20 protein-coding genes are annotated in these 25,173 nt (G+C 65.7%); 13 read left to right on the forward strand and 7 right to left on the reverse strand.

Going from position 1 to position 25,173, the window contains the following annotated elements; genetic code table 11:
- Window positions 1–3: 3 nt before the first annotated feature.
- Window positions 4–1,605, reverse strand: coding sequence for a carboxyl transferase domain-containing protein (locus D4Q51_RS08730; RefSeq protein WP_120077359.1), 1,602 nt, complete (start codon window positions 1,603–1,605; stop codon window positions 4–6).
- Window positions 1,602–2,762, reverse strand: coding sequence for an isovaleryl-CoA dehydrogenase (locus D4Q51_RS08735; protein WP_120077360.1), 1,161 nt, complete (start codon window positions 2,760–2,762; stop codon window positions 1,602–1,604). Before D4Q51_RS08735 ends, D4Q51_RS08730 begins: the two co-directional genes overlap by 4 nt.
- A gap of 130 nt (window positions 2,763–2,892) precedes the next feature.
- On the opposite strand from D4Q51_RS08735, the gene D4Q51_RS08740 reads away from it, so the two are divergent.
- Genes D4Q51_RS08740 through D4Q51_RS08750 form a run of 3 tightly spaced genes read left to right on the forward strand, consistent with a single transcriptional unit; the run spans window position 2,893 to window position 6,725 of the window.
- Entirely contained in the window at window positions 2,893–4,407 is a 1,515-nt protein-coding gene (locus D4Q51_RS08740; RefSeq protein ID WP_162925244.1) for a sensor histidine kinase, read from the forward strand.
- Complete coding sequence (locus tag D4Q51_RS08745; RefSeq protein ID WP_120077362.1) at window positions 4,408–5,187, forward strand: ATP-binding cassette domain-containing protein; 780 nt, start codon at window positions 4,408–4,410, stop codon at window positions 5,185–5,187. It begins immediately after the preceding gene.
- Window positions 5,184–6,725: an ABC transporter permease/substrate-binding protein gene (locus D4Q51_RS08750; RefSeq protein ID WP_120077363.1), complete on the forward strand. Its 1,542-nt coding sequence runs from the start codon at window positions 5,184–5,186 to the stop codon at window positions 6,723–6,725. Before D4Q51_RS08745 ends, D4Q51_RS08750 begins: the two co-directional genes overlap by 4 nt.
- Here the strand turns inward: D4Q51_RS08750 and D4Q51_RS08755 are convergent.
- Window positions 6,722–7,804, reverse strand: coding sequence for a class I SAM-dependent methyltransferase (locus D4Q51_RS08755; RefSeq protein ID WP_420807534.1), 1,083 nt, complete (start codon window positions 7,802–7,804; stop codon window positions 6,722–6,724). The genes D4Q51_RS08750 and D4Q51_RS08755 overlap by 4 nt on opposite strands.
- A 5-nt stretch (window positions 7,805–7,809) precedes the next feature.
- Window positions 7,810–8,730, reverse strand: coding sequence for a prolipoprotein diacylglyceryl transferase (gene lgt, locus D4Q51_RS08760; protein WP_120077489.1), 921 nt, complete (start codon window positions 8,728–8,730; stop codon window positions 7,810–7,812).
- Window positions 8,731–8,873: 143 nt separating this feature from the next.
- Here lgt and D4Q51_RS08765 point away from each other — a divergent pair, with 143 nt between their 5' ends.
- Complete coding sequence (locus tag D4Q51_RS08765; protein WP_120077364.1) at window positions 8,874–11,633, forward strand: [protein-PII] uridylyltransferase; 2,760 nt, start codon at window positions 8,874–8,876, stop codon at window positions 11,631–11,633.
- 18 nt (window positions 11,634–11,651) lie between these two features.
- Here the strand turns inward: D4Q51_RS08765 and D4Q51_RS08770 are convergent, their stop codons facing one another.
- The gene (locus D4Q51_RS08770) at window positions 11,652–12,320 is read right to left on the reverse strand and encodes a YggS family pyridoxal phosphate-dependent enzyme (RefSeq protein WP_120077365.1); all 669 of its coding nucleotides are present in this window, start codon (window positions 12,318–12,320) and stop codon (window positions 11,652–11,654) included.
- A 20-nt stretch (window positions 12,321–12,340) separates the two neighbouring features.
- Between D4Q51_RS08770 and D4Q51_RS08775 the strand changes: the two genes are divergently transcribed.
- The 7 genes from D4Q51_RS08775 to D4Q51_RS08805 all read left to right on the forward strand — a co-directional run bounded on the left by D4Q51_RS08775 (window position 12,341) and on the right by D4Q51_RS08805 (window position 19,937).
- The gene (locus tag D4Q51_RS08775) at window positions 12,341–12,877 is read left to right on the forward strand and encodes a thiamine phosphate synthase (RefSeq protein ID WP_120077366.1); all 537 of its coding nucleotides are present in this window, start codon (window positions 12,341–12,343) and stop codon (window positions 12,875–12,877) included.
- Window positions 12,878–13,051: 174 nt separating this feature from the next.
- Window positions 13,052–15,400: an FtsK/SpoIIIE family DNA translocase gene (locus D4Q51_RS08780; protein ID WP_120077367.1), complete on the forward strand. Its 2,349-nt coding sequence runs from the start codon at window positions 13,052–13,054 to the stop codon at window positions 15,398–15,400.
- 105 nt (window positions 15,401–15,505) lie between these two features.
- Window positions 15,506–16,471 carry a BamA/TamA family outer membrane protein gene (locus D4Q51_RS08785; RefSeq protein ID WP_162925245.1) on the forward strand — a complete coding sequence of 322 codons (966 nt, stop codon included), beginning with the start codon at window positions 15,506–15,508 and terminating at the stop codon, window positions 16,469–16,471.
- Complete coding sequence (locus tag D4Q51_RS08790; RefSeq protein ID WP_120077369.1) at window positions 16,461–17,918, forward strand: 7TM domain-containing protein; 1,458 nt, start codon at window positions 16,461–16,463, stop codon at window positions 17,916–17,918. Before D4Q51_RS08785 ends, D4Q51_RS08790 begins: the two co-directional genes overlap by 11 nt.
- Entirely contained in the window at window positions 17,836–18,606 is a 771-nt protein-coding gene (locus D4Q51_RS15975; protein WP_240624654.1) for a sugar-transfer associated ATP-grasp domain-containing protein, read from the forward strand. Before D4Q51_RS08790 ends, D4Q51_RS15975 begins: the two co-directional genes overlap by 83 nt.
- 105 nt (window positions 18,607–18,711) lie before the next feature.
- Complete coding sequence (locus tag D4Q51_RS08800) at window positions 18,712–19,221, forward strand: hypothetical protein (RefSeq protein WP_120077371.1); 510 nt, start codon at window positions 18,712–18,714, stop codon at window positions 19,219–19,221.
- Between the two features lie 86 nt (window positions 19,222–19,307).
- On the forward strand, window positions 19,308–19,937 hold the full coding sequence (locus D4Q51_RS08805; protein WP_120077372.1) for a hypothetical protein: 630 nt from the start codon (window positions 19,308–19,310) through the stop codon (window positions 19,935–19,937).
- Between the two features lie 6 nt (window positions 19,938–19,943).
- Here D4Q51_RS08805 and D4Q51_RS08810 read toward each other — a convergent pair whose 3' ends face one another.
- The gene (locus tag D4Q51_RS08810; RefSeq protein ID WP_120077373.1) at window positions 19,944–20,702 is read right to left on the reverse strand and encodes a siderophore-interacting protein; all 759 of its coding nucleotides are present in this window, start codon (window positions 20,700–20,702) and stop codon (window positions 19,944–19,946) included.
- Between the two features lie 80 nt (window positions 20,703–20,782).
- Window positions 20,783–22,357, reverse strand: coding sequence for a DUF6351 family protein (locus D4Q51_RS08815; protein ID WP_120077374.1), 1,575 nt, complete (start codon window positions 22,355–22,357; stop codon window positions 20,783–20,785).
- A 109-nt stretch (window positions 22,358–22,466) separates the two neighbouring features.
- Between D4Q51_RS08815 and D4Q51_RS08820 the strand changes: the two genes are divergently transcribed.
- Together D4Q51_RS08820 and D4Q51_RS08825 are read left to right on the forward strand one after the other, a co-directional pair.
- Entirely contained in the window at window positions 22,467–23,906 is a 1,440-nt protein-coding gene (locus D4Q51_RS08820; RefSeq protein WP_120077375.1) for a helicase HerA domain-containing protein, read from the forward strand.
- Between the two features lie 207 nt (window positions 23,907–24,113).
- Window positions 24,114–25,148: an alpha/beta hydrolase gene (locus D4Q51_RS08825; RefSeq protein ID WP_120077376.1), complete on the forward strand. Its 1,035-nt coding sequence runs from the start codon at window positions 24,114–24,116 to the stop codon at window positions 25,146–25,148.
- Window positions 25,149–25,173 lie beyond the last annotated feature (25 nt).

The following is a 25,173-nucleotide window of genomic DNA, read 5'->3' on the forward strand; positions in this document are numbered from 1 at the left end:
CAACTACATCCTGAACACGCCGAACTGCGGGCGTTCGGGGATCGGCGCTTCGAGGCAGGCCGCTAAACTGAGGCCCAGCACGTCGCGAGTCTGCACCGGATCGATCACGCCGTCGTCCCACAGGCGGGCGGTGGCGTAGTAGGGGTTGCCCTCGTCCTCGTACTTCTGGCGGATCGGGGCCTTGAACTCCTCCGCTTCCTCATCGCTCCACGTGTCCGCATCGCGGTGGACGGTGGCGAGCACGCTGGCCGCCTGTTCGCCGCCCATCACCGAGATGCGCGCGTTGGGCCAGGTGAACAGGAAGCGCGGGGAATAGGCGCGCCCGCACATGCCATAGTTGCCCGCGCCGAAGCTGCCGCCGATCACCACGGTGATCTTGGGCACCTGCGCCGTGGCGACCGCCGTCACCAGCTTCGCGCCGTGCTTGGCAATGCCTTCCGCCTCGTACTTGCCGCCGACCATGAAGCCCGAGATGTTCTGCAGGAACAATAGCGGGATGCCGCGCTGGCAGGCCAGTTCGATGAAATGCGCGCCCTTCTGCGCGCTTTCGGAAAACAGCACGCCATTGTTGGCAAGGATCGCCACCGGCATCCCCCACACGTGGGCAAAGCCGCATACCAACGTGGAGCCATAGTCGCGTTTGAACTCGTGGAACTCGCTGCCGTCCACGATGCGCGCGATCACTTCGTGCACGTCGTAGGGTGCGCGCACGTCTTCGGGGATGATCGAATAGAGGTCCTCCGCATCGAACTTTGGCGGGCGCGGCTCCTGCGCGTCCAGCTTTGCCTGTTCGTTTCGGCCAAGATGGCTGACGATATCGCGCACGATGGTGAGCGCGTGCTCGTCGTTCTCGGCCAGGTGATCGACCACGCCCGATTTCTTGGCATGGAGCGCCCCGCCGCCAAGGTCCTCGGCGCTGATTTCCTCGCCCGTCGCGGCTTTCACCAGCGGGGGGCCTGCCAGGAAGATCGTCCCCTGCTCACGCACGATCACGCTCTCGTCGCTCATGGCGGGCACATAGGCCCCGCCTGCCGTGCAGCTTCCCATGACGCAGGCGATCTGCGGAATGCCCTTCGCGCTCATGTTCGCCTGGTTGTAGAAGATACGCCCGAAGTGATCGCGATCGGGGAAGACTTCCGCCTGAAACGGCAGGTTCGCCCCGCCGCTGTCGACGAGGTAGATGCACGGCAGGCGGTTCGCCTCGGCAATCTCCTGCGCGCGCAGGTGCTTCTTCACCGTCATCGGGTAATAGCTGCCGCCTTTCACCGTGGGATCGTTGCAGGCGATCATCACCTGCCGGCCCGACACCCGCCCGATGCCTGCGATCATGCTCGCGCCGTTCACGTCGCCGCCGTACATGCCGTTCGCCGCCAGTTGGCCAATCTCTAGGAAGGGCGAGCCGGGATCGAGAAGGCGCTCCACCCGCTCACGCGGCAGCAGCTTGCCACGCGCAACGTGGCGCTCGCGATGCTTCTCGGAGCCGCCCAGCGCGGCCTCGGCCACCTTGTCGCGAAGTTCCTGCGCCAGCGCGCGATTATGCGCGGCGCGGGCCTTGGCCTCCGGGCTGTCGCTGTCGAGGGTAGAGGTGAGTACGGGTGCGCTCATGATCCAATCAACTCTCGCCCGATCAGCATCCGCCTGATCTCGTTCGTGCCCGCGCCGATGTCCAGCAGCTTCGCGTCGCGCAAATAGCGTTCCACCGGCCAGTCCGTGGTGTAGCCTGCGCCCCCCAGCGCTTGCACCGCCTCGCCCGCCACGCGGAAGGCGTTTTCGGATGCCAGCAGGATCGTGCCCGCAGCATCGAAACGGGTGGTCTTGTCGTTGTCGCAGGCCTTGGCCACGGCATAGGTGTAGGCGCGCGCGGATTGCAGCGCCACGTACATGTCGGCCACCTTGGCCTGGATCAGCTGGAAATCGCCGATGCGCTTGCCGAACTGGTTGCGCTCGCGAACATAGGGGATGACGGTGTCGAGGCAGGCCTGCATGATGCCCAGCTGCACGCCCGAAAGCACCACGCGCTCGTAATCCAGCCCGCTCATCAGCACGGCTGCGCCCTTGCCCACTTCGCCCAGCACGTTTTCTTCCGGCACGTGGCAGTCCTCGAACACCAGCTCACTGGTGGGGCTGCCTTTCATGCCCATCTTCTCGATCTTCTGGCCGACGGAGAAGCCGGGCATGTCCTTTTCGATCAGGAATGCGGTGATGCCCTTGCTGCCGCCTGCGGGGTCGGTCTTGGCATAGACCACCAGCGTTTCGGCATAGTGGCCGTTGGTGATCCAGAACTTCGTGCCGTTGAGCAGGTAGCCGCCTTGAACCGCGTCCGCCTTCAGCTTCATGGAGACGACATCGGAACCGGCGGCCGTCTCGCTCATGGCGAGGCTGCCGACATGCTCTCCCGAAATCAGGCCGGGCAAATACTTCTCCTTCTGCTCTGCATTGCCCCAGCGCGCGATCTGGTTGACGCACAGGTTGGAATGCGCGCCGTAGCTGAGGCCGACCGAGGCACTGGCGCGGCTCACTTCCTCCACCGCGATGGTGTGTTCGAGGTAGCCGAGGCCCGTGCCGCCGTCTTCCTCGCTCACCGTCATCCCGTGCAGGCCCAGTTCGCCCATTTCCGGCCACAGCTCTATCGGGAACTCGTCCTTCGCGTCGATCTGAGCCGCCATCGGCGCGATACGCTCATCGGCATAGCGAGCCACGGTTTCGCGGATCATCTGGGCTTCTTCGGTAAGGCCGAAATCGAAATCGGGGGTGGCGCGCATGGGTGATCTGCTCCTGTGTTCGTTGTCGCCAATAGCAAGCGGGGGCTGTCTGGCAAACAGGTTGCAAGCGAAACTTGCTGACTCGTCTAGGATTCTTCCCGCCGTCCAGCTACATGGACCATATATGGCATTGGACGATCCCCTCTTGCAGCCGTCGGCAATGCCCGAACCGGCCAGCGAATTCATCGACGAGGCAGCGCGGCTGGGCGTTGTCGAAAGCTTCAACGCGGATATGCTGGAAGGCGATCCCGAACTGAAGGCGATCGTCGATTTCGCGGCCAAGCTGTGCAACGCGCCGGTCTCGGTCGTCACCCTGCTGGAAGCGGAGCGCCAGCGCTTCCTTGCAAAACGGGGCCTGACAGACAGTGGCACTCCGCGCGAGGCCGCCTTCTGCAACTACACCCTCGGCAGCGCGGAACTGCTCGAAGTAACCAACGCCGAAGTCGATCCGCGCTTCGCGGAGAACCCGCTCGTCACCGGCGCGCCGGAAATCCGTTATTACGCCGGGCACCCACTGGTGTCGAAGGAAGGCGCATCGCTGGGCACGCTGTGCGTGATCGACACGCGGCCGCACCCCGAACCGCTCAGCGATTTCCAGCGCGAAGGGCTGGCCGTGCTGGCCCAGGCCGCCGTCCGGCGGCTGGAAGCGCGCCGGTCCGCGGCGCAGGCAGAGCAGATCATCGCCGAGCGTGAGCGACGCCTCCTGCGCATGATCGAAGGCGTGCCGCAGATCGCTTGGTCCGCCGACAGCGTCGGCAACTTCGACTATTTCAACAAGCGCTGGACGCAGGTGACAGGCGCCCCGCCGCCCAAGACGGCAGAGGACTGGCGCCCGTTCATCCATCCCGACGATGCCGACCACGCCTTTGTCGAATGGGCCAGCAGCTTTGAAGAGAACAAGGCTTTCGATGCCGAATTCCGCCTGAAGCGGGCTGACGGCTCGTGGAAATGGGTGCTCGCCCTCGCCGTGCCGGTGGCAGAAGACAACAGCACGCTGCGGCGGTGGTTCGGCACGCTTACCGACATCGACGAAGTGCGCGCCGCGCTGGAAGAGCGTGACCTGCTGGCGAACGAACTTTCGCACCGGATCAAGAACATCTTTGCGGTCGTCACCGGCCTCGCCACGCTGAAAGCGCGCAAGTCGCCGGAGCACGAGCCGTTCGCGCAGGAACTGACCAAGGTCCTGCGGGCGCTGGGCCGCGCGCACGAATTCGTGCGCCCCGGCGACGGCGTGCGGCAGGACAGCTTGCAGGGTATGCTGGAGGCGCTGTTCGCGCCCTATACCGACAACGATGACCAGCCGCGCGTGCATGTGGCGGGTATCGATGCCACGATCGGCCAGCGCGCGGCAACGCCATTGGCGCTGGTGTTCCACGAACTCGCCACCAATTCAGCCAAGTACGGCGCGCTCTCCACCGATAGCGGCCATGTCGACCTGGTAGTGGAAGATGCAGGCGATGCCATCCAGTTGTGCTGGACCGAGCACGGCGGCCCGCCCGCGAAGGAAAGCGGCGAAGTCGGCTTCGGCTCGCGCCTCGTGGAAATGAGCATCACCGGCCAGTTGCAGGGCAAGTGGGAACGCCGCTTCGGAGACGAAGGCCTGGTGGCGAACATCACCATGGCCAAAGCCGCGCTTTCAGCCTGAATGGATCCCTCGCCGCCCGCCTTCCTGCGTTTCGAGGCTGTGGGAAAGCGATACGACGATGTTCACGCGGTGCGCGACGTCTCGCTCGATATCTGCAGTGGGGAATTCGTCGCGCTGGTTGGCGCGTCGGGATCGGGCAAGTCCACGCTTCTCAAATGCATCAATCGGCTGGTGGAACCGACCAGCGGCCGCGTGCTGCTGGACGGGGAGGACGTGCTGGCAGGTCCGCCCGCGCCGCTGCGCCGCCGCATCGGATATGTGTTCCAGGGCATCGGCCTGTTCCCGCACATGAGCGTAGCCGAGAACATTGCCCTCACCCCGCGTCTGGAGGGTGAACGCCTGCCCGAGGCGCGCATTGCCGAACTGCTGGAGCTCGTCGAACTCGACCCGGCAATGGCCACGCGCCTGCCCGCCGAACTCTCGGGCGGGCAGCGGCAGCGCGTTGGCGTGGCGCGGGCGCTGGCGGGCGACAGTCACCTGCTGCTGATGGACGAACCCTTCGGCGCGCTGGACCCGATCACGCGCGGCCAGCTTGGCGAACGCGTGCGCCGCCTGCACGATGACCTCGGCCTCACCACCGTCATGGTGACGCACGACATGGCCGAGGCCCTGCTGCTCGCCACCCGCGTGCTGGTGATGGACGCAGGGCAAATCGTCGCCGACGAAACGCCCGCCGCCTTGCTGGCCGGCGCGGGCGGCGATATCGCGCAGGCGCTGGTGGACGTGCCGCGGGCGCAGGCGCGGCAACTCGCCCGAACCTCTGAAGGCATCGGGGAATGAGCGCGCTGCTCGATGCGATCCTGGACCTTGGCCCGCAACTTGCCGAGCACGTCCTGCTGTGCGCCGCTGCCGTGGCGCTGGGGATTACCGTGGCGCTGCCGCTGGCGGTCTGGGCCAGCCGCTCGCCGCCGGTGGCGCGCGTGGCGCTGGGATTCGCCAGCCTCGTGCAGACCATTCCCGCGCTCGCGCTGCTGGCGCTGTTCTTCCCCATCCTGCTCGCCGCACGCAGCATATTCGGGGAGGACCTGCCGACGCTGGGCTTCCTGCCCGCATGGCTGGCGCTGGCGCTTTATGCCCTGCTGCCGATTCTCAGGAACGCTGTTACCGCACTCGCCAATCTCGATGACGAACTGATCGAGGCGGCGGACGGCCTCGGCATGACCGGCTGGCAGAAACTGCGGCTGGTCGAGGCACCGCTCGCCGCACCCTACGTGATGGCGGGCATCCGCACCGCCAGCGTGTGGACCATTGGCGCGGCGACGCTCGCCACCACCATCGGCCAGCGCAGCCTCGGCGATCCGATCTTCGCCGGATTGCAGACGCAGAACTGGGTGCTGGTGCTGGCCGGGTGCTTTGCCAGCGCGGGGCTGGCACTGGTGGCGGACGCGCTGTTCGGCCTTGTAGAGCGCGGTTTTGCGAAACGTCGCCCGGCGCTCGTCATCACCGGCGCATTGCTGGCGCTGGCGGGCATCGCAGGCGCGGCGATGTCGCTCGTCGACTGGCGCGGCGAAACGCGCGAGACCGTGGTGATCGGCAGCAAGACTTTTTCCGAGCAATACATCCTTGGCCGCGCCATCGGCACCTTGCTTGAGGATGCAGGCTTCGCCGTCGAATACCGCGAGGGGCTGGGTTCCGCCGTGATCCACAACGCCGTTGCCAGTGGAGCGATCGATATTGCGGTCGACTATACCGGGACCTTGTGGGCGAACGAACTTGGCCGGTCCGACAATCCGGGCCGCGCGGCGATGTATGACCAGATCGTAAGCTGGGAGCAGGAGAATACAGGCGTCGCCGTGCTCGGGCGGCTGGGGTTCGAGAACGCATACGGCTTCGCGGTCACGCAGCAGACGGCGGAGCAGTACGGTCTCGAAACCATCGCCGACCTTGCCGCCGTCGCGCCGCAGCTGACCGTCGGCGGCGATCCGGAGTGGTTCGAGCGGCCCGAATGGACGACCGTGCGCGATGCCTATGGTTTGCGGTTCGGCGAACAGCGCACCTATTCACCCACGTTCATGTACAATGCCCTTGTCTCGGGGGAGGCCGACGTGATCAGCGCCTACACCTCGGACGGGCGCATCGCGGCGGAATATCTCGTCGTGCTGGAAGACCCGCGCGAGGCGCTGCCTTCCTACGATGCCATTGTTCTCGTCTCGCCACGCATGGCCGAGGATGAAGCACTGGCACAGGCGCTCCAGCCGCTGCTGGGCGCGGTGGACGTGGCAACCATGCGGCAGGCGAATTACGCGGTGGACCGGGAGGACGACAAGTGGCCGCCCGAACGCGCGGCGCAGTGGTTGCTGGAGCAGGTCGCTCCCTAATCCTCGGCAAACCCCGCGCCATCGGGCCAGTCGGGGCCGGCTAGGCCCATTACCTTGAACAGGTCGCCCATCTGGTCCGGCTCCACCAGCCGGTCGCGCGCACGCATCAGGGCGTCGCGATGCTGCGGGGCGAAGCCGGACAGTGCCTCGGCCCGGTCGTTGATGCCCAGCCGCGTCAGCCACTGCCCCTGCGTCACCGTGCCCAGCACGCGGGCCTCGCGCGAGCGGGCGATCTGCGCCATCTGCGCGAAATCGACGTGCGCGGTGATATCCGCATCGCCCGGCGCATCGAAGACGCCGATCTTCCGGTGATCCTTCAGCGCCTGCAAAGTGGAGCCGCTGCGCCCATGGGTATAGCCATAGTCGATGAACAGCGCCGCGCCGCCCTGGCTGGCGAGGCGGCCAGCCACCTCGAACATCACCGTGGCACTGGCGGGAGAGGTTTCGATCACCGTGCCGGGCGGATCGTCGCGGCGCGCTTCGGGCACGGCGGAATCCATCGGCTGACGTCCCGGCGTCTCGACGAACTTGTTCAGCCCGTCCACGCCCACCATGATCTCGCGCCAGCCGTCCACCGTCTTTATCAACTGGCGCACCGGCAGCGCATCGAGGAATTCGTTGGCAACCAGCAGGATCGGCCCTTCCATCGGCACGGTGGACAGGTCGCGGTGCTGGATAGCGTCGGGCACGGCTGCCAGTTGCGCATCGCGCATCCGGGGCGAGGTTTCGACGAGATGCATTTTCGGCGCGAGACCATAGCGCTTCATCGCGCGGCTCGCATCGCGCGCCAACGTGCCCCTGCCCGGCCCGAGTTCGACGTAATGGACAGGCTCCGTACGCCCGGCGCGGATCCACATGTCGGCCAGCCATAGGCCGATGAGTTCGCCGAACATCTGGCTGATTTCGGGTGCGGTGATGAAATCGCCGCCCGCGCTACCACCTTCACCGATCACGCGCTTGTCGGCGTAATAGCGCATGTTCGATTCGGCCATGAAATGCATCAGGCTGATCGGTCCGGTCGCGGCGATCAGGCGGCGGAAGGTGTCGCCAAGGTCGCGCTTCGCGTCCTCGTCACGCAGGTCGTTCAAGAGGCCTCCGCCTGTCGCTTGCCCCCGCTCGCCAGCGGGGCGCGGGTGAGTGACCAGACCACCAGCCCGATCCCGACGAGAATCAGCGGGATGGTGAGCCACTGGCCCATCGACAGCCCGGTCTCTGCCGCGAATTCCTGCAACTGCGCATCGGGCTCGCGATAGAATTCCACCACGAAGCGGGCGATCGAGATCACTGTGGTGAACACGCCCACCAGCATTGCCGGGCGATAGCGCGCGCGGGTGAGCCAGAACAGCGAGAGCATGATGACCGCCACGATCAGCCCCTCGCCCAGCGCCTGATAAAGCTGGCTGGGGTGGCGGGGGATGAAGCTGGACAGGCATTCACCCGCAGGCCCGACGCCGCGGTCGCAGAAGGTCATCGCCCAGGGCACGCCCTCGCCCGCCGGGCGCCCCCACAGCTCTCCATTGATGAAGTTGGCGATACGCCCGAACATCATGCCGAAGCCGACGTTGACGGAAATGTAGTCCGCCACGCGGATGAACGGCAGCCCGCCGCGCCAGCTGACATAGGCAATCGCCGCCACCACGCCGACGAGACCGCCGTGGAAGCTCATGCCGCCATCCCATAGCCGCAGCACTTTCCAGCTGACGAAGCCGTCGCCCGAAAAGTCCGTCCAGTGGCCGGGTTCGTAGAAGGTGACATAGCCCAGCCGCCCGCCGATGATGATGCCTAGCGTGCAGTAGAAGAACAGGTCGTCCACGTGCACCTGCGCCATCGGCGCGCCCGGTGCCTTCACCATTTTCGACAGGTGCCAGTAGCCAAGGATGATGCCCGCAAGGTAGGCGAGCGAATAGTATTTCAGCTCGAAGAAGCCGAGGTCGATACCGGTGCGCAGCCCCAGGTCGCTCCACCGGGTGACCTCGCCGCCCGCCGCTGCCAGAACATCTACGATCACGCTGTTTCCCTTGAGACTGAGGAGGCGATGCGCCTCTCGTGGCAATGCCCGCGCTTTGGCACAGGGCGCTGTGGCTTGAAACCCCTTCCCGCACCAAAGCCCCTTTGCATTGAACCGCGCCTGCGCCTATCTCGGGCCATGTGAGCCTTCCCAGTATTCCCAGACAGCGCGCCATTCTCGACCGGCGCAAACTCGTCGCCGCGATCGAAGAGATCGTGGCCGACAAGGGCGCGACCGATGGACGCCAGTCCATCGTCGAACAGTTGCGCGCCGCACTGGATGCCGGCCGCGCCGAACTGGCGCGCAGGCTGGAGGAAAAGCCGGGTTCGGGGCACGAGAGCGCCTATGGCCACGCCTTCCTGACGGACCAGCTGATCCGCATCGTTCACGACCACGTGATCGACCACGTCTATCCGGTCGCCAACCGTTCCAGCGGGGAGCGGCTCGCGCTGATTGCCGTGGGCGGATACGGACGCGGCGAAATGTGTCCGCATTCCGATGTCGACATCGCCTTCGTCACGCCGGACAAGCCGACATCCTGGTGCGAGCAGGTGATCGAGGCGATCCTCTACTACCTGTGGGATCTCAGCCTGACGGTGGGCCATTCCAGCCGTTCGCTGAACGAGGTCGTGCGCATGGCGAAGGAAGACCTGACCATCCGCACAGCCTTGCTGGAAGGGCGTTTCCTGTGGGGCGACCAGGACGTTTACGAAGCCGCCAGCAACCGCTTCTGGGCCGAAGTGGTGCCCGGCACCGAGAGCCAGTTCGTGTCCGAGAAGCTGGCCGAGCGCGATGCCCGGCACAAGCGCATGGGTGACAGCCGCTACGTCGTCGAACCCAATGTGAAGGACGGCAAGGGCGGCCTGCGCGACCTGCAGACGCTCTACTGGATCGGCAAGTACACCCACCGCGTGAAAAGCGCGCGCGAGCTGGTCGACAAGGGGCTGTTCACGCAGAAGGAATACCGCAGCTTCCGCCGCGCGGAGGGCTTCCTGCTGGCCGTGCGCGCCCACCTGCATACCATCGCCAGGCGCGGTGAGGACCGCCTGACCTTCGACCTGCAGCGCGAGGTCGCGGCGCGGATGAATTACGCCGATCGCCCCGGCAAGAGCGCGGTCGAACGCTTCATGCAGTTCTACTTCCTGCAGGTGAAGCACGTGGGCCACCTGACCGGCGTGTTCCTCTCTCACATCGAGGAGGAGACGCAGGAGCGCAGCATCATCAGCGAGTTCTTCTCCTCGCTCAAACCGGCCAAGACGATAGACGGCTACCCGGTGCAGGCCGGCAAGATCGCCGCGCCTTCGGACGACTGGTTCCAGCAGGACCCCGTGCGCCTGCTGGAAGTGTTCGCCATTGCCGAGCGCGAGGGGCTGGAAGTCCACCCCGCCACTATCCGTATCGCCCGGCGCGATTCCGGTCTGATCGACGCCAAGGTGCGCAAGGACCCGCGCGCCAACGAACTGTTTCTCGAAGTGCTGGGCGGGCAGCGCGATCCCGAAACCGTGCTGCGTTGGCTGAACGAGGCAGGCGTGTTCGGCCGCTTCGTGCCCGATTTCGGCAAGGTCAACGCGCAGATGCAGTTCGACATGTACCACCACTACACGGTGGACGAACACACCATCCGCGCCATCGGCCTGTTGAGCGAGATCGAACGCGGCAAGCTGAAGGACGATCATCCCCTCGCCAGCGAGATGCTGCCGCTGATCAAGAACCGGCGCGCGCTCTACGTCTCCGTCCTGCTGCACGATATCGCCAAGGGCCGCGGCGGGGACCATTCGGTGCTGGGTGCGGACGTGGCGCGCAAGGTCTGCCCGCGCTTCGGGCTGGACGAGGAAGAGACCGAGCTTGTCGCCTGGCTGGTGCGCTATCACCTGCTGATGAGCGCGACCGCCTTCAAGCGCGACCTTTCCGACCCAAAGACCATCGGCGATTTCGTGGCCGAAGTGCAGAACCTTGAGCGGCTGAGGCTGCTGACCGTGTTGACCATCGTCGATATCCGCGCGGTGGGGCCAGGCATCTGGAACAGCTGGAAACGCCAGCTGATCGGCGACCTTTACGAAAGCTCGGTCGAGCGGCTGCGGCTTGGCCACAAGGCGCACGGGCGCGAGGAACGCGTGAACGCCAAGAAGGAAGCCGTCGCCGAAATGCTCGGCGACAAGGGTTATCTCGTCGAAGCGCTCGATAACCGTTTCGACGATGCCTACTGGATCGCCGAGCCGGAGGACGTGATCGCCATCAACCTGCCGCATTACGAGGCAGCGCGCGATGCCAACCACGCCCTGTCCATCCACGCGCAGTTCTACGAGGCGCTTGGCGCCACGCTGGTGACCGTCATCGGGGAAGATCACCCCGGCCTGTTCTTCCGCATCGCGGGCGCGATTCACCTGGCGGGCGGCAACATCATCGATGCGCGCATCCACACGAACCGTGTCGGCAAGGCAGTCGACAATTTCCTCGTGCTCGATCCGCTGGGCAAGCCGTTCAGCGAGGACCAGCAGCTTGCCCGCCTCAAGAAAGCCATCGAGGATGCGCTGGCGAACAAGATCGACATGGTGCCGCGCCTTGCCAAGCGTCCGCTGAAGCAGAGCCGCGCGGAAAACTTCCACGTCGCGCCGCAGGTCTTGTTCGACAACGATGCCTCGAACCGCTTCACCGTGATCGAGGTGAACGCGACGGACCGGCCCGCGCTGCTCAACCGCCTGACCCGCGCCATGTTCGAAGCGAGCCTGATCATCAATTCCGCGCACATCACCCAGTACGGGGAGCGCGCGGTGGACACTTTCTACGTCACTGACCTGCTGGGCGGGAAGATCGTCAACGAGGAACGGCTGGAAAAGGTCAAGCGCGCCCTGCTGGACGCGATCGCCGCGGGTGAGCCGGAGACTGCGGAAGCCGCCTGAACAGACTGCGGCCTCGCCTCAAATCCCGCGTTCACCGAACAACGCGGTGCCCACGCGCACATGGGTCGCGCCCAGCATGATGGCGGTGGGAAAGTCGCCGCTCATGCCCATGGATCGGCCTTCGAGACCGTGATCGTCGGCGATCTTGGCCATCAGGGCGAAATAGGGCGCGGGCTCGATACCGAGCGGCGGCACGCACATCAGCCCGGCAACCGGAATATCGGCCTCGCGCGCCTGTTCCAGCAGGCCGGGCAGGTCAGCAATGGCGCAGCCGCCCTTCTGCTCTTCCTCGCCGATATCCACCTGCACGAAGCACGGCACGCGCCTGCCGGTCTTCTCGAACGCCTTGGCCAGCGCTTTCACCAGGCTGGGCCGGTCGAGCGAGTGGATGCAGTCGAACAGGGCGACGGCGTCCTCGGCCTTGTTCGATTGCAGCTGGCCGACGAGGTGGAGCTGAACGTCCGGATATTGCTCGCGCAGGGCGGGCCACTTCTCCTGTGCTTCCTGCACCCGGTTCTCTCCGAAAACGCGCTGGCCTGCCTCCAGCAGAGGGCGGATCGCTTCGGCGACGTGCGTCTTGCTGACGGCGACCAGCGTCACCTCTTCCGGCTTGCGGCGGGCGATGGCGCAGGTCTTGTCGATCTTGGCCTGCACTTCTGCCAGGCGTTCTGTGGCGCTTTTGCTCATAGGCGCGCTATAGCGCGGGGATGAACGGTTTCCAGTCCCTGCCGAACCTGTGGCTGCTTTCGGACGCGCGCAACGACGCGGTGCTGGAGGAGCGGCTGGGCGAATTTAGGGAACCGGTGGGTTTCGTCTATCGCCACTACCACCTCCCTCCGGCGGAGCGGCGGGCTCGGTTCGAGACGCTGGCACGCATTGCGCGGCGCATGGGGCATCTCGTCATCCTGTCCGACAGCACCCTGACCGCGCGCGAATGGGGCGCACACGGCGTCTACGGCGCGCCGCTGTCGATCTATCCGACAAGGGGCGACATGATCACCATCGCCACCGTCCACGACATGCGCGAAATGGCACAGGCCAACCGTATTGGGGCGGACGCGATCATGCTCTCGCCGGTTTTCCTCACTCGCTCCCACCCCGGCGGCGCTGTGCTGGGCCCAGCAAGGTTCCGCACGCTGGCGAGCCACGCGCAGATGCCGGTGATCGCGCTGGGCGGAATGACGCGAGAAACAGCGCGCCAACTCGATTGGCCAAGATGGGCCGCCATAGACGGCCTCTCCTGAACGGCCCATAGGGCCGCAAGGGCGAACGCCCGCCCGCAGCGGGCGCAACTTGCCTGCGCATCTAGCGAGGACGCGCCTGCGGAGGCAGGTGCGTAAAACAAAACCAAAACAATTTGACCCCGGAGTCCCGCTATGGGATTCTGCCGACCGGGACGCATCATTAGGGGATCGACCATGGCCACGAGGGCCGCCAAACCGAATGCAGACTGGCGCGCCGCATTTCGCCGGTCGCTGGCGCGCAGCGCGCAGCTGACGGGCGCGGTGGTGCTGTTCGCCTTCACGGCGTTCCTCGCCATTTCGCTGGTCAGCTACAGCCAGACCGATCCCTCGCTTTCCACTGCCGCAGGCGACACCATCGACAACTGGATGGGCGCACCTGGTGCCTTTGCCGCCGACCTGGCGCTGACGGCCTTCGGCTGGGTCTCCGTGCTGCTTTTGCCGCTGACCTACGTCTTTGCGCGCAAACTGTGGCGCGATGCGGACGAGGACGAGCACTGGGGCGGCGCGTGGTGGCGCACGGTGGGTGTGCTGCTGGTGGCCATGGTGCTGCTGGCGACGGCATTCTCTCTGGTGACGGATGCGCGCCAGCACAGCTGGCCTGCCGGGTTTGGCGGGCTGGCCGGATTGCTGGGCGAAGGCGCGCTTGATGCCCTGGCCGGGCTGCTGCCCGAAGGCGGACGGTTCTGGGGAATCCTCGCAGGCGGGCTTGCCTGCCTTGGCGGCGGTGCGCTGCTGGCGGGCCGCGTGTTCGCAGTGGACTGGGCCGGGCTGCTGACCATGCCGAACTGGGCTGGCATCATGCCGCGCCTCTCCACTTCGGATAATTCCTTCAAACCTGACGAACCGAAACGGCAAAAGGCGCGCCGTGCGAAAGCAAGGCCCGATACCGAAGACGACGAGGACGACACCGCTCCTGCCGTCGAGCGCCGTCCGGTCGAGATTGCCGATCCCGCTGCGCCGCCGCGCCGGGCAAAGCCATCGACCAAGACGCAGCAGCCCGACATGTTCGCCGACTATGCCCTGCCCAGCATCGACCTGCTGGAAGACGCTGCCGTCGACAACGCCCCGCCGCTCGACAAGCTGGCGCTGGAGCGCAACGCCCGCCTGCTGGAAACCGTGCTCGACGATTTCAACGTCAAGGGCGAGATCACCGCGGTGAAAACCGGCCCCGTCGTCACCATGTACGAACTGGAGCCCGCGCCCGGCATCAAGGCCAGCCGCGTCGTCGGCCTCGCCGAGGACATCGCCCGCAACATGAGCGCGATCAGCGCGCGCGTGGCGCCGATTCCCGGCAAGACGGTGATGGGCATCGAACTGCCCAATGCCAACCGCCAGACCGTCAGCTTCAAGGAACTGTGCGAAAGCGAGGCCTTCGTCGACGCGCGCGGCAACCTGCCGATCATTCTCGGCAAGGGAATCTCCGGCGATCCCATCGTCGCGGACCTTGCTGCCATGCCGCACCTGCTGGTGGCGGGCACCACCGGCTCGGGCAAGTCGGTGGGCCTCAACGCCATCCTGCTGAGCCTGCTCTACAAGTTCACTCCCGCCGAGTGCCGCCTGATCCTGATCGATCCCAAGGTGCTGGAGCTCAAGAGCTACGACGACATTCCCCACCTGCTCGCCCCCGTGGTGACGGAGCCGCACAAGTCGGTCCGCAGCCTGAAGTGGGCGGTGGAGGAGATGGAAAAGCGCTACCGCATGATGAGCGAAATCGGCGCGCGCAACCTGCACGGCTTCAACGAACGCGTCGCCGCCGCTGCCGCCAAGGGCAAGCCGCTCAAGCGCACCGTGCAGACCGGCTACGACCCCGAAACGGGCGAGGCCATCGTGGAAGAGGCCGAACTCGATTACGAAGTGCTGCCGCAGATCGTGCTGATCGTCGATGAACTGGCCGACCTGATGGTGGTGGTCGGCAAGGAGATCGAGGTGCTGATCCAGCGCCTTTCGCAGAAATCGCGTGCAGCGGGCATCCACCTCATCATGGCGACGCAGCGCCCCTCGGTTGATGTGATCACTGGCGTCATCAAGGCCAACCTTCCCACCCGCATCAGCTTCAATGTCACCAGTCGCATCGACAGCCGCACGATCCTGGGCGAACAGGGCGCGGAGCAGTTGCTGGGCAAGGGCGACATGCTGTTCAAGCCCAACACCGGCGCGATCCAGCGCGTGCATGGCCCCTTCGTGTCCGACGAGGAAGTGGAGAAAGTGGCCGATCACTGGCGCGCGCAGGGCGAGCCGGCCTACATCGATTCCGTCACCGAGGAGCCGGAAGACGGCGGCTTCAACTTCGAGGACGAGTTCACGGCCAGCGACAACCCCGAAGAGCGCAAGTATCGCCAAGCCTGCCAGATCGTGATCGAGAACCAGAAGGCGTCCGGCTCGTGGCTGCAACGCCAGATGGGCGTGGGCTACAACACCGCCGCCAAGTGGATCGAGCGCATGGAAGGCGAAGGGCTGGTTGGCCCCGCCAACCACGTCGGCCGCCGCGAGATCTTCCGCGACCGGGACGGCAACCCGATCTGATTGTCACTCTCAGGACGAATAACCGATATGGTTCTAGGCGGTAAAGCGCCCGAACGTGCCGAGCAAAACCTTTCGCGTTAGGGTTAGCAAAGTCTAAACCATTGAATGCGTAATTCCCCTCCCATGCAGGGGAAATCACCTTTTCGCGCCGTGTTGCGTCTCGCCACTGTCGCACTCGCCATGCTGGGCGCTGGTCTTTCCACGCCCGCCACAGCGCAGGACGGCAATGGCTGGGAGCTCGACCCCTTCGCCCGCGTCGAGGCAGGCGTCGTCACTTCCGAAAGCAGCGACCGCGAGGACGAGCTGATCATTGTGGGCGACGGCGGTTACCTGCGCGGACAGGTGGGCGTGGAACTGAAGGACGAGACCACCACTTTCCGCCTCGAGGCAGACCGCATCCAGGTGGAACGCTTCGGCAATGCCACGGGCCGCGAACGCTACGACCGCGACCGCTTCACCGCCTCTGTCGAACAGGAGTTCGGCGACGACTGGGCCGTGCGCCTCCAGGGCCGCATCTACGACGATCTCGTCAGCGTGGAGAGCGCCGACACCGACGAGGTGCAGGCCTCCGTCCGCATCGAATACCAGCCGGTCCTCGAACACCGCGTGCGCGCCACCGTCACGTGGCGAGACCGCGAATATGCCAACACCGACGGCCCGAACGGCACCGCGTCCGAAGGCGAGGGCCTGCGTGTCGATCTCGACTATCGCCACCGCATCGGACGCTATCACTACGTGAACGTCGACCTGCGCGCCGAAGAAATCGATTCCGACAATCCGGACCGTGCCTACACCCGCGAATCCGCGTCGCTCTCCTACACCCGCCCCATCACCGACGACCTGCGCGTGCGCCCCGCCATCGAGGTGCGACACACCCGGTTCGAAGGTCGCATGACCCCCGGCGGCATCCCGCGCGACGACACCCAGTTCGTGCCCGAGGTGGAATTCCTGTGGTGGCCGGGTGACTGGCGGATCGAGGCAGAGGCGAAATACATCGTCAGCACCTCCAACGATCCCGTGCGGATGCGCGAGGGTTACCGGCTGAGCCTGTCCTTGGCCCATGTTTTCTAACAAGATCGCATTCCTGAAAGGCGCGTGGGAACGCGCCACGCCGCAGGTGCGCCGCCCCGCCTACATCGGCATGGCGGTGTTCGCGGTGCTGGGCGCGCTTGCGCTCTGGGGCATCAGCAACACGCGCAATCCGCTGTCCATGCCGTCGGCGCTGGGCGGCATCGCCGTGTCGCAGGCGATCTGGGGCCTGAAGCCATCGAACCTGCTGATGGTGCTGCCCATCGGCAGCTTCCTGGTGGTGCTGGCGCGCAGTTTCATCGGGATGAAGGCTTTCGGGCTGTTCACGCCCATGCTGATCGCGCTTGCCTTCCTGCAGATCGGCCCGGTCTTCGGCCCCATCGTGCTGTGCACTGCCGTCGCCATCGGCATGGCCGTCGCCCCCTCTCTGCTGAAGCTGCGGATGACCCGCGTGGGTTTCCTCGGCGTGCTGATTTCGCTGGTGGTGTTCGTGCTGGCCGCCTTGCAGGGCATTCTCGACACCAACCTGCAGGTGGACGCCATGCCCGTGGTCGTCACCGCGCTGGTGGTGGAACGCTGGTGGCGTCAGTGGGAGAAGGACGGTTACTTCGAAGCCGCGCACATCGCCTTCAACACCATGATGCTGGCGCTGGTGATCCAGTTCGTGATGGTGAGCGAGATTGCGCTGCGCCTGATCGAGGTCTCGCCGCTGCTGCTGCCGGGCTTTGCCGCCATCGCCATCACCATCCTTGGCCGTTATCGCGGCCTGCGCATGACGGAGATCGGGCGCTTCTTCCCCATCTGGTACGAGGGCTGGATGAAGCGCATGGGCAAGGAGGTGGCGCCCGCCCCGGTCGAGGAAGTGGAACAGATCCTCGCCGCCCGCGCCGAGATCGACAAGCCGCACGACGAGGATGAGAAGGAGACGGAGGTCCAGCTCTCGGTCTTCCCGTCCCGGCCACCCCCACCGGGACGTCCTCTCGTTGTCCGGTCGCTGACCGACAGGCGTGCGAACCCGCCCGCGATCGACAGGCGTGCCGCGCCTCCGCAGATGCAGGCAAACCCGGATGGACCCGCAGAACCGTCCCCCGGTCGCCTGACCGCGTTCGAGTGGGACCGTGTCCGTGCCGAAATTTCCGCAACACAGCTTGGATTGCCCGATGTTCAACCCGATGAACCTGCTGACGCGCCGCTCCCGCCCTATGACCGTTCCACCGGCAGACGCGATGAAGGCGGCGGCATCGCCGCACTCTTCGCCCGCCGAAGCGAGATCGGAAGGCTGTTCGAGCCTGCCCTCCTCGGCTTCCTCGACTCCGGTGGTGGACGAGATACTGGGCATCAATCTGCGCAACGCGATCATCGCCAAGTACAATCCGCGCCACGCGATCGAGCGGGCGCGCGACAAGGTGGCGGCCAAGGTGGCTTTGGTGGAGCACGGCGTCAAAACCTCCGGCACCATAGCCGTGGTCTCCGGCTATGGTCAGCTTAGCAGCTTCGACCCGGAGAAGATCCTGCCCGATGCCTGGGCGATCAAGCCGGCGCGCGGCTCGCAGGGCGACGGCATTCTGCTGGCGGTGCGCAAGGAAGGCCGCAACTGGCTGAAAGGTTCGGGCAAGCCGATCACGCCGGATGACGTGCAGAACCACGTGCGCCGCATCGTCGACGGACAGTTTTCCGGCGATGCCGCGTCGGACGATGCCGCGCTGATCGAGCCCCTGATCCGCGCAGATCCGGCCTTCGCCTTCCTGGTGGACGACGGCCTGCCCGACGTGCGCGTGATCTGCCGCGGCACGTTCCCGCTGATGGCGATGGCGCGCTTTCCCACCAACGAGTCCGACGGCAAGGCGAACCTGCACCAGGGCGGCATCGGGGCGGGCGTGAATCTGGAAACAGGCGTTATCTTCCGCGCCAAGCAGGGCAAGAAGGTGATCACCCACCATCCCGACACCGGCCAGCAGCTGATCGGCTTCAAGATCCCGCACTGGGAGGAAGTGCTCGATATCGCCGCTCACTCCGGACCCGCCGTGGGGCTGGGCTATTGCGGCGTGGATATCGTGCACGACGTGAACGAGGGGCCGATGGTGATCGAGGTGAATGCCCACCCCGGCATCGAAATCCAGAACACCACGCTGCAGGGCCTGCGCGGCAGGCTGATCGCGGCGGGCGAAGATTGCTGAGCGGGGATTACTGAAACTCCTGTCGCGCCATTAACCCAGTTCCGCAGTCGCGCGGGAACGGGTACGGTGGATCGACGGGATAGAAGGCAGCAGGGGGAAGCGCCGATGTTCGGGTTGTTCAAGCCGAAGATGGCACCGGAAGGGCCGGTCGAGATCGAGATGGACACGGAGATCGAGCGATCGGCCGAGGATGTCTACGCCATGATCGACTTTGGCGATCCGCGTCACCACAAGGCGGAGGTCGGCACCATCACCCGCACCGGCGACAAGACTTATGTCATGGTGCTCGACATGCTGCCCGACCTGACTTTCCCGGTTACCGAACTGGAAGCCGTTCCGGGCAAGTCCTACATCTATGAATCGGTGCTTCCGGCGGAACTGGGCGCGCGCCTGGAGAAGACCGTGGAAGGCTGCGAGATCGAGCCGCTCGGACCCGACCGCTGCAAGGTGACGGCCAAGACCCTTGCGTGGTTCCATCCCATGAAGCTGAAGCACTACGATCAGGAAATCTCCATGATCGCCCTGGCGTGCAACAACTCGATCAGCAAGCTGAAGATCCATGCCGAAGAGGGTGTGAACGCGATCCGCGATATCGAGGCGCAACAGATGGGCTGAACCGGCGCGGCCGTTTCAGACGTTGATTTTGTCCGCACAGGTGGCATCCTTCCCCCCATAACGGGAGAGAGAGAGAGAGACACCACATGCCCAGCAAGTACGAACGCGAAGTCTATGCCTGCATGGACCCCTCGATTGCCCTGCACGACAGCCTGGAGAGCCCGCTGCACAAGGCGATCCTGAAGAATTATTGCCGCCACGTTCACCTGGAAGGCGCGGCCATGTTCGAGGAGATCACCGCGCCCGACATGATGGCGGACGACCCCGTCTATCACGTGTGCTGGGGGGATAATCCCACGCAGGTGCACGGCAAGCAGGGCGTCTATGATTTCTACTCCGCCATCGGCGACATCGTGCTGTGGAACAGCGGTGACAAGGTGGCCGTGGCCGACTGGGGCATCGCGGACGAGATGTGGTTCCACCAGATGAGCACGGGAGAGGAACTGGCGAAGATCGGCGTGAAGGCGGAAAAGGCAGACGGGCTCTATCTCGTCTCCAGCCGCCAGGCCTTCATCTGGCCCTACGACGATAACGCGCTGCTGAAAGGCGAGCACCTGTATGAAGACAAGTCGACCCTGAAGATCGAGGAGATCGACAAGGCGGAATACATGACGCCCGAGCGCGTGCGCGAAATCCACCGCGAATGCCTCGCCGAACTGGAGGAGCGCTGGGGCGAGAACTACTGGGTCTACCAGCGCGAGACGGTGGCGGCGTAAAGCGGCTCAGGCCGCTTCGGCGTCCTCGCGCTTGGCGATCTTGTGGTCTTCCTCGCTCAGCCCGCTTTTCCAGTAGCTGGAAATATAGAGGCTGTCCGGGCCAAGCCCGCGCTCCTCGCGCAAGTAGGCGCGTAGCTGCTTCATCGACGAGAATTCGCAGGCCGCCCAGGCATAGACCTCGCCTTGCGGCCACGGCACCTCGCGCAGCGCAGTCGCCAGCAGATCGGGCTGCGCGCCGGGTTGCGGGTTGACCCGCCAGCGAATGTCCACGCCCTCTGGCGCGTCGATTTCCTGCCTGTCCGCCTCGTCCTGCACTTCCAGCACCGCCACGCCTTTCGCATCGCGCGGCAGGGCTTCGAGGTTGACCGATATCGCGGGTAGCGCCGTCATGTCGCCTGCAATCAGGTAGAAATCGCGGTCTTCCGGAAGGGGCTTGGCCGGGCCGGGCCCGCCAAGGTCGATCACCGTTCCGGGCCGGGCCGCCAGCGCCCAGTCGGTGGCGGGGCCGTGGGTTCCGTCCGGGGTTTCGTGCAGCACGAAATCGACGTCGATCTCGCCCTTGCGCTGGGCGCGGATAGTGTAGGTCCGCACGGTCAGCTTGTCCTTGCCCGGCAGCGGATCGAGACGCAGCTTCACGTATCCGCCCTGCTGCCCTTCGGGATAGTCCACCATCCCCTCCCCGCCCAGTGTCACGCGCAGCATCGAGGGCGTTACCTTGCGAGTGGCGGTGACGGTCATGGTACGGGGGGCGGGTCTGGAGGCCATGCTGTTTCCTTATTGCGATTAACTCGCAACAAAGCTGGGCACGGGAAACGCTATTGCAACCCCGGAAACGACTCTGGCCCTCAACTTTCCTGCGGCATCCGGCATTCGTAGCTGCCTGCCAACCCCTCTCCCCCGCCGGTGTAGTGCGCGTAGGACGGGTGCGGGCACAGCGGCATCTGCGCATCGCTGTTAGCGCGGCTCGCGGTGACAGCACCGGGCGCTGCGCCGCCTTCCACCCAGTCCACCATCGGGCCGAGCAGGTCGAAATTGCTGAAGGCATTGCCGCCAGAGCAGTGCATCATCCCCGGCACCATGTAGAAGCGCGCGGCATCGTCCCATGCCTCGGCCCCGTTCGCCGCGCGGGCGCGCTGGTAATAGTCCCAGGTGTCGAAGGCGGAGAACCACGGATCGGACACGCCGTGGAAGAACATCAGCTTGGAACCGCGCCCGAGATAGGTGGAGAGGTTGGTCCAGAACGCGGTGTCGGTCAGCCGTCCGACCGCGTCCCAGCGCACCTCGTGCATCCGTGCATCGATATCGATGTCACGCGCTGTGGTGGGCGGGCCGAGGGGGCCGCCCTGCCCGCGTGGCAGGAAGCCCGGTAGGCCGGGGCCAGCGTAGGTGATGCCGGTGTCCCACGGATAGGAAACATAGGTGTCCGTGTCATCCGCCAGCTCTGGAGAGGCCATCCCGCGCTGCATCGCCTCCACCCGATCGGGCGCGATGCAGCTCTCGCTCTCACCTGCCTCGCATTGCAGCACGGTGGGATCGAAGGCGCGGCACGCCTCGACATTGGCAATGATGCCGTCCGCCGCCCCGTCGCGGGCATCGCACTGGCGCACCAGTTCGCTCTCCACCAGCAACAGTTCGGCAGGGGTGAAGCCCGCCGGCCCCTCGGCCCCGGCAGGAAGCGTGGCGTTCAGCAGCACCTGCGCTTGTTCCATCGCCAGGTTCGAATGGCCGGGCCGCATGGCTGGCGCGCCGATCACGATGCCGTCGAACAGTTCGGGATAACGCTGGCTCGCCAGCATCCCCTCGCGCCCGCCGGTGGAACAGCCGGTCATGTAGGAATGGTGCGGCTCGCGCCCAAAGAACATGGCCGTCAGCTCGCGGGTCACATGCGTTACCTGCGGCACGGCAGCTTCGGCGAAATCGAGCGCCGCACGCTGATCGGCATAGAAGCTGTCGTCGAACACCGGCCCCTTGTGGCCGCTGTCGTGGCTGGCGACGGCAAACCCGCGCGCGAGGGCGGGCGTGCGCGCGGCGGCGACGGGGCCGACGGCGGGGTTCACGCTGCCGTTCAATCCTCCGCCGCCCTGCAACAGGAAGCGCCCGTTCCACTCCGCCGGCAGGCGCAGTTCGAAGCCGATGCCGTATTCCACGCCGCCGACGCCCCGCCGCCGGTCGATCACGCCGCTCACCTTGCAGTGGGCGGGCAGCATCATGCCGGGCTGACCGAACTGGCCGGGCATCATGCCCGCTTCCTCGAACGTGGCGCTGGCTTCGCTCACGTTATCGAGGCGCGCCACCTCGGCAGCGAACCGCTCGCACCGCTCCGCGCTGCCCGCGCCAACCTGCGACGCGGCAGGCCCGGTGGCGACAAAGGCAGCAACAACGGCGGCAAGGCCGACACCTGCAAGAACAGTCACGCGCATGAATTTGGTCCCCTCTTCCTCTGGCCCGACAGGCTAGCGGCTAACAATCGCTGGATAAATGCCTTTCGCCGCCTAGTCCGAATCGTATCGGCTCCCTACCCTCGCTCTCGTGAATACGGACATCGAGATCGGAAAGGACGCGCACGGCACCCCGGTGCTGGTGGACGTGGAGGAACTGCTCGCCACGCGCCTGTTGGTGCAGGGCAATTCGGGCAGCGGCAAATCGCACCTGCTGCGCCGCCTGCTGGAACAGAGCGCGGGCCTCGTGCAGCAGGTCATCATTGATCCTGAGGGCGATTTCGTTTCGCTGGCTGACCATTTCGATCACGTGGTTGTGGAAGGCGCGAGCTATTCCCCGCGCGAGATAGAGGCGCTGGCGGGCCGCATCCGGCAGCACCGCGCCTCTGTCGTGCTGGCGCTGGAAGACCTGGAAGTGGAACAGCAGATCCGCTGCGCCGCGCAGTTCCTCACCGCGCTGTTCGATGCCCCGCGCGAACACTGGTTCCCCGCGCTGGTGGTGGTGGACGAGGCGCAGATGTTCGCCCCCGCCGCCGCAGGAGAGATGGCGGAAGATACCCGCCGCTTGACGCTTTCCGCCATGACCAACCTGATGTGCCGGGGGCGCAAGCGCGGCCTTGCGGGCATCGTCGCCACGCAGCGGCTGGCGAAGCTGGCGAAGAACGTGGCGGCAGAGGCGTCGAACTTCCTCATGGGCCGCACCTTCCTCGATATCGACATGCAGCGCGCAGCGGACCTTTTGGGCATGGACCGCAAGCAGGCGGAGCGTATCCGCGATCTCCAGCGCGGGCATTTCCTCGGCCTCGGCCCGGCTGTAAGCCGTCGCCCGGTGGCCGTGCACATCGGCGAAGTGAAAACAGGTGGTAAGAACGCCGCCAGCGCGCTCACCCCGCTGCCGCAGGCGGACGCTGCCTCGATGGGCGAACTGCTCCATGCAGACCTGGCGGAGGAAGCGGCGGAAAAGGTGCACCAGCCGCCTCCCCCTCCACCGCCCGCGCCGCCACCGGTGGAGGAACTGGCGCAGAGCATGGCCTCTCGCGCCGAACCGCAGGAGTCGCTGTCGCACGACGTGGCGACGGGCGATGTCGATACCGTCCTCGCCGAAATGGCGGCGGAGGACGGCGCGACCTTCCGCCCCGCCAGCACCCTGTTCCGCGATTTCGCCACCCGCTGCCGCCAGCAGGGCGTGGCCAGCGCGCATATCGACATGCCCACCTTCCGCCGCCTGTTCGCATTTGCCAGCGCCGGGGTCGGCCTGCTTGACGAGAACCAGCGCGCGCGGGTGGAAGCAATGGCCGAAGGCGTCGCGGACGACGTGCTGGCGCCCTACCTCGCCATCGTCGTCTCCGCTGCGCGTGGGAGCGGCACGCCCGACGAGGATCACCTCGCCCGCGTCTACGGCACCGCCTCGCCGGGTCGCATCCGCCGCCTGCTCGAACACCTCGAAAAGACCGGGCTGATTTCCGTGCACGAGGATTTCGGCGGCGATCGCACGATCACCGTGCCGGGTATCGAGGACGTGCTGGTATAATCAGGCGCGTCCATGCCGCCCCGCCTCCCCCCCCCGGCCACCACAAGATAGTGGCATCCTTGGCGGCCGGGTGGGGAGGCGGGGCGGCAAGGGCAGCATAAAACGCCTTTCCTACAAGCTGCTTGCCTCGCTCCGATCCCCGGTTAGGCTGCCGACTCGACAATCCGGCCAGCCACGAGCCGGAGATACGGGAAAAGGGGCCCCAGCATGTATTTCATCAACAAACTCGCTGTTTCCTCCGCCGCGCTTTTGCTGGCCGCAGTCGCCGCGCTGGCAGGAACCGCGCCCGCCATGGCCCAGGAACAGCAGTTCGCCGATCTTGGCACCTGCGGCGAAATTGCCGAATGCCGCATCGGCTATCGCACCTACGGATCGCTGAACGAGGAGCGGGACAATGCCGTGCTGATCCCCGCCTGGTACGGCGGCAAGACGGAGCAGATGGACTTTCTCGCTGCCGCGCCTTTCCTCGACCCGGAAACCTACTTCATCATCCTTGTCGATCCCATCGGCAATGGCGTGTCGATCTCCCCCAGCAATTCCGCCAGCCAGCCGATGGGCGAATTCCCCGCCCTCACGATCGGCGACATGGTGGAAAGCGAGTACCGGCTCGTGACCGAACACCTCGGGCTTGATCGGCTGCACGCCGTCACCGGCATTTCCATGGGCGGGATGCAGACTTTCGAATGGGCGGCGCGCTATCCCGGTTTCGCCCGCAAGTTCGTGCCGATCATCGGCAGCCCGCGCCTGCCCGCCTACGACATCGTTCGCTGGGACACTGCCAATGCCATCCGCGCCTGGGAACGCGCCTGCCGCTGCCCGGAAGCGCGCGCCATCAATGCAGGCTTCGGCCTCGTCACCCGGCCGATCGGCGTCGCCAACGATACGGTGACGCGCGAGGATTCGTTCGACTTCATAGAAACGCGCGCGGCAGAAGACACTTTCGACGAAGGCACGAGCTGGGACCTTCAGCGCCAGGGCGAAGCGATGATCGATCTCGACATTGCCCGCCATTTCGGCGGTGACATGGCGCTGGCCGCGCGCGAACTGGGACGGCAGGTGGACATGATGGTCATCGTCAGCCGCGAAGATCGCATCGTTTCGCCCGAGCCGGCGCTGGATTTCGCTCGGCTGGCCGGGTTCGCGACCCTCGTGACGGACGAGGGCTGCGGCCACGGCGATTTTGCCTGCAATCGTGATGTCTGGACGGCCGCAGCGGGAGCTTTCCTGACAGCCGGGGATTGAGGCAGAAACGGCTCGGCTGCGCCTC

Source organism: Aurantiacibacter odishensis, assembly GCF_003605195.1.
Lineage (GTDB): Bacteria > Pseudomonadota > Alphaproteobacteria > Sphingomonadales > Sphingomonadaceae > Alteraurantiacibacter > Alteraurantiacibacter odishensis.

What these genes read in the sequence shown, in the direction of transcription:
- D4Q51_RS08730 (WP_120077359.1), bottom strand. Translation starts at nt 1,605, where the DNA reads ATGAGCGCACCCGTACTCACCTCTACCCTCGACAGCGACAGCCCGGAG.
- D4Q51_RS08735 (WP_120077360.1), bottom strand. Translation starts at nt 2,762, where the DNA reads ATGCGCGCCACCCCCGATTTCGATTTCGGCCTTACCGAAGAAGCCCAG.
- D4Q51_RS08745 (WP_120077362.1), top strand. Translation starts at nt 4,408, where the DNA reads ATGGATCCCTCGCCGCCCGCCTTCCTGCGTTTCGAGGCTGTGGGAAAG.
- D4Q51_RS08750 (WP_120077363.1), top strand. Translation starts at nt 5,184, where the DNA reads ATGAGCGCGCTGCTCGATGCGATCCTGGACCTTGGCCCGCAACTTGCC.
- D4Q51_RS08770 (WP_120077365.1), bottom strand. Translation starts at nt 12,320, where the DNA reads ATGAGCAAAAGCGCCACAGAACGCCTGGCAGAAGTGCAGGCCAAGATC.
- D4Q51_RS08775 (WP_120077366.1), top strand. Translation starts at nt 12,341, where the DNA reads ATGAACGGTTTCCAGTCCCTGCCGAACCTGTGGCTGCTTTCGGACGCG.
- D4Q51_RS08780 (WP_120077367.1), top strand. Translation starts at nt 13,052, where the DNA reads ATGGCCACGAGGGCCGCCAAACCGAATGCAGACTGGCGCGCCGCATTT.
- D4Q51_RS08785 (WP_162925245.1), top strand. Translation starts at nt 15,506, where the DNA reads ATGCGTAATTCCCCTCCCATGCAGGGGAAATCACCTTTTCGCGCCGTG.
- D4Q51_RS08790 (WP_120077369.1), top strand. Translation starts at nt 16,461, where the DNA reads ATGTTTTCTAACAAGATCGCATTCCTGAAAGGCGCGTGGGAACGCGCC.
- D4Q51_RS08800 (WP_120077371.1), top strand. Translation starts at nt 18,712, where the DNA reads ATGTTCGGGTTGTTCAAGCCGAAGATGGCACCGGAAGGGCCGGTCGAG.
- D4Q51_RS08805 (WP_120077372.1), top strand. Translation starts at nt 19,308, where the DNA reads ATGCCCAGCAAGTACGAACGCGAAGTCTATGCCTGCATGGACCCCTCG.
- D4Q51_RS08810 (WP_120077373.1), bottom strand. Translation starts at nt 20,702, where the DNA reads ATGGCCTCCAGACCCGCCCCCCGTACCATGACCGTCACCGCCACTCGC.
- D4Q51_RS08815 (WP_120077374.1), bottom strand. Translation starts at nt 22,357, where the DNA reads ATGCGCGTGACTGTTCTTGCAGGTGTCGGCCTTGCCGCCGTTGTTGCT.
- D4Q51_RS08825 (WP_120077376.1), top strand. Translation starts at nt 24,114, where the DNA reads ATGTATTTCATCAACAAACTCGCTGTTTCCTCCGCCGCGCTTTTGCTG.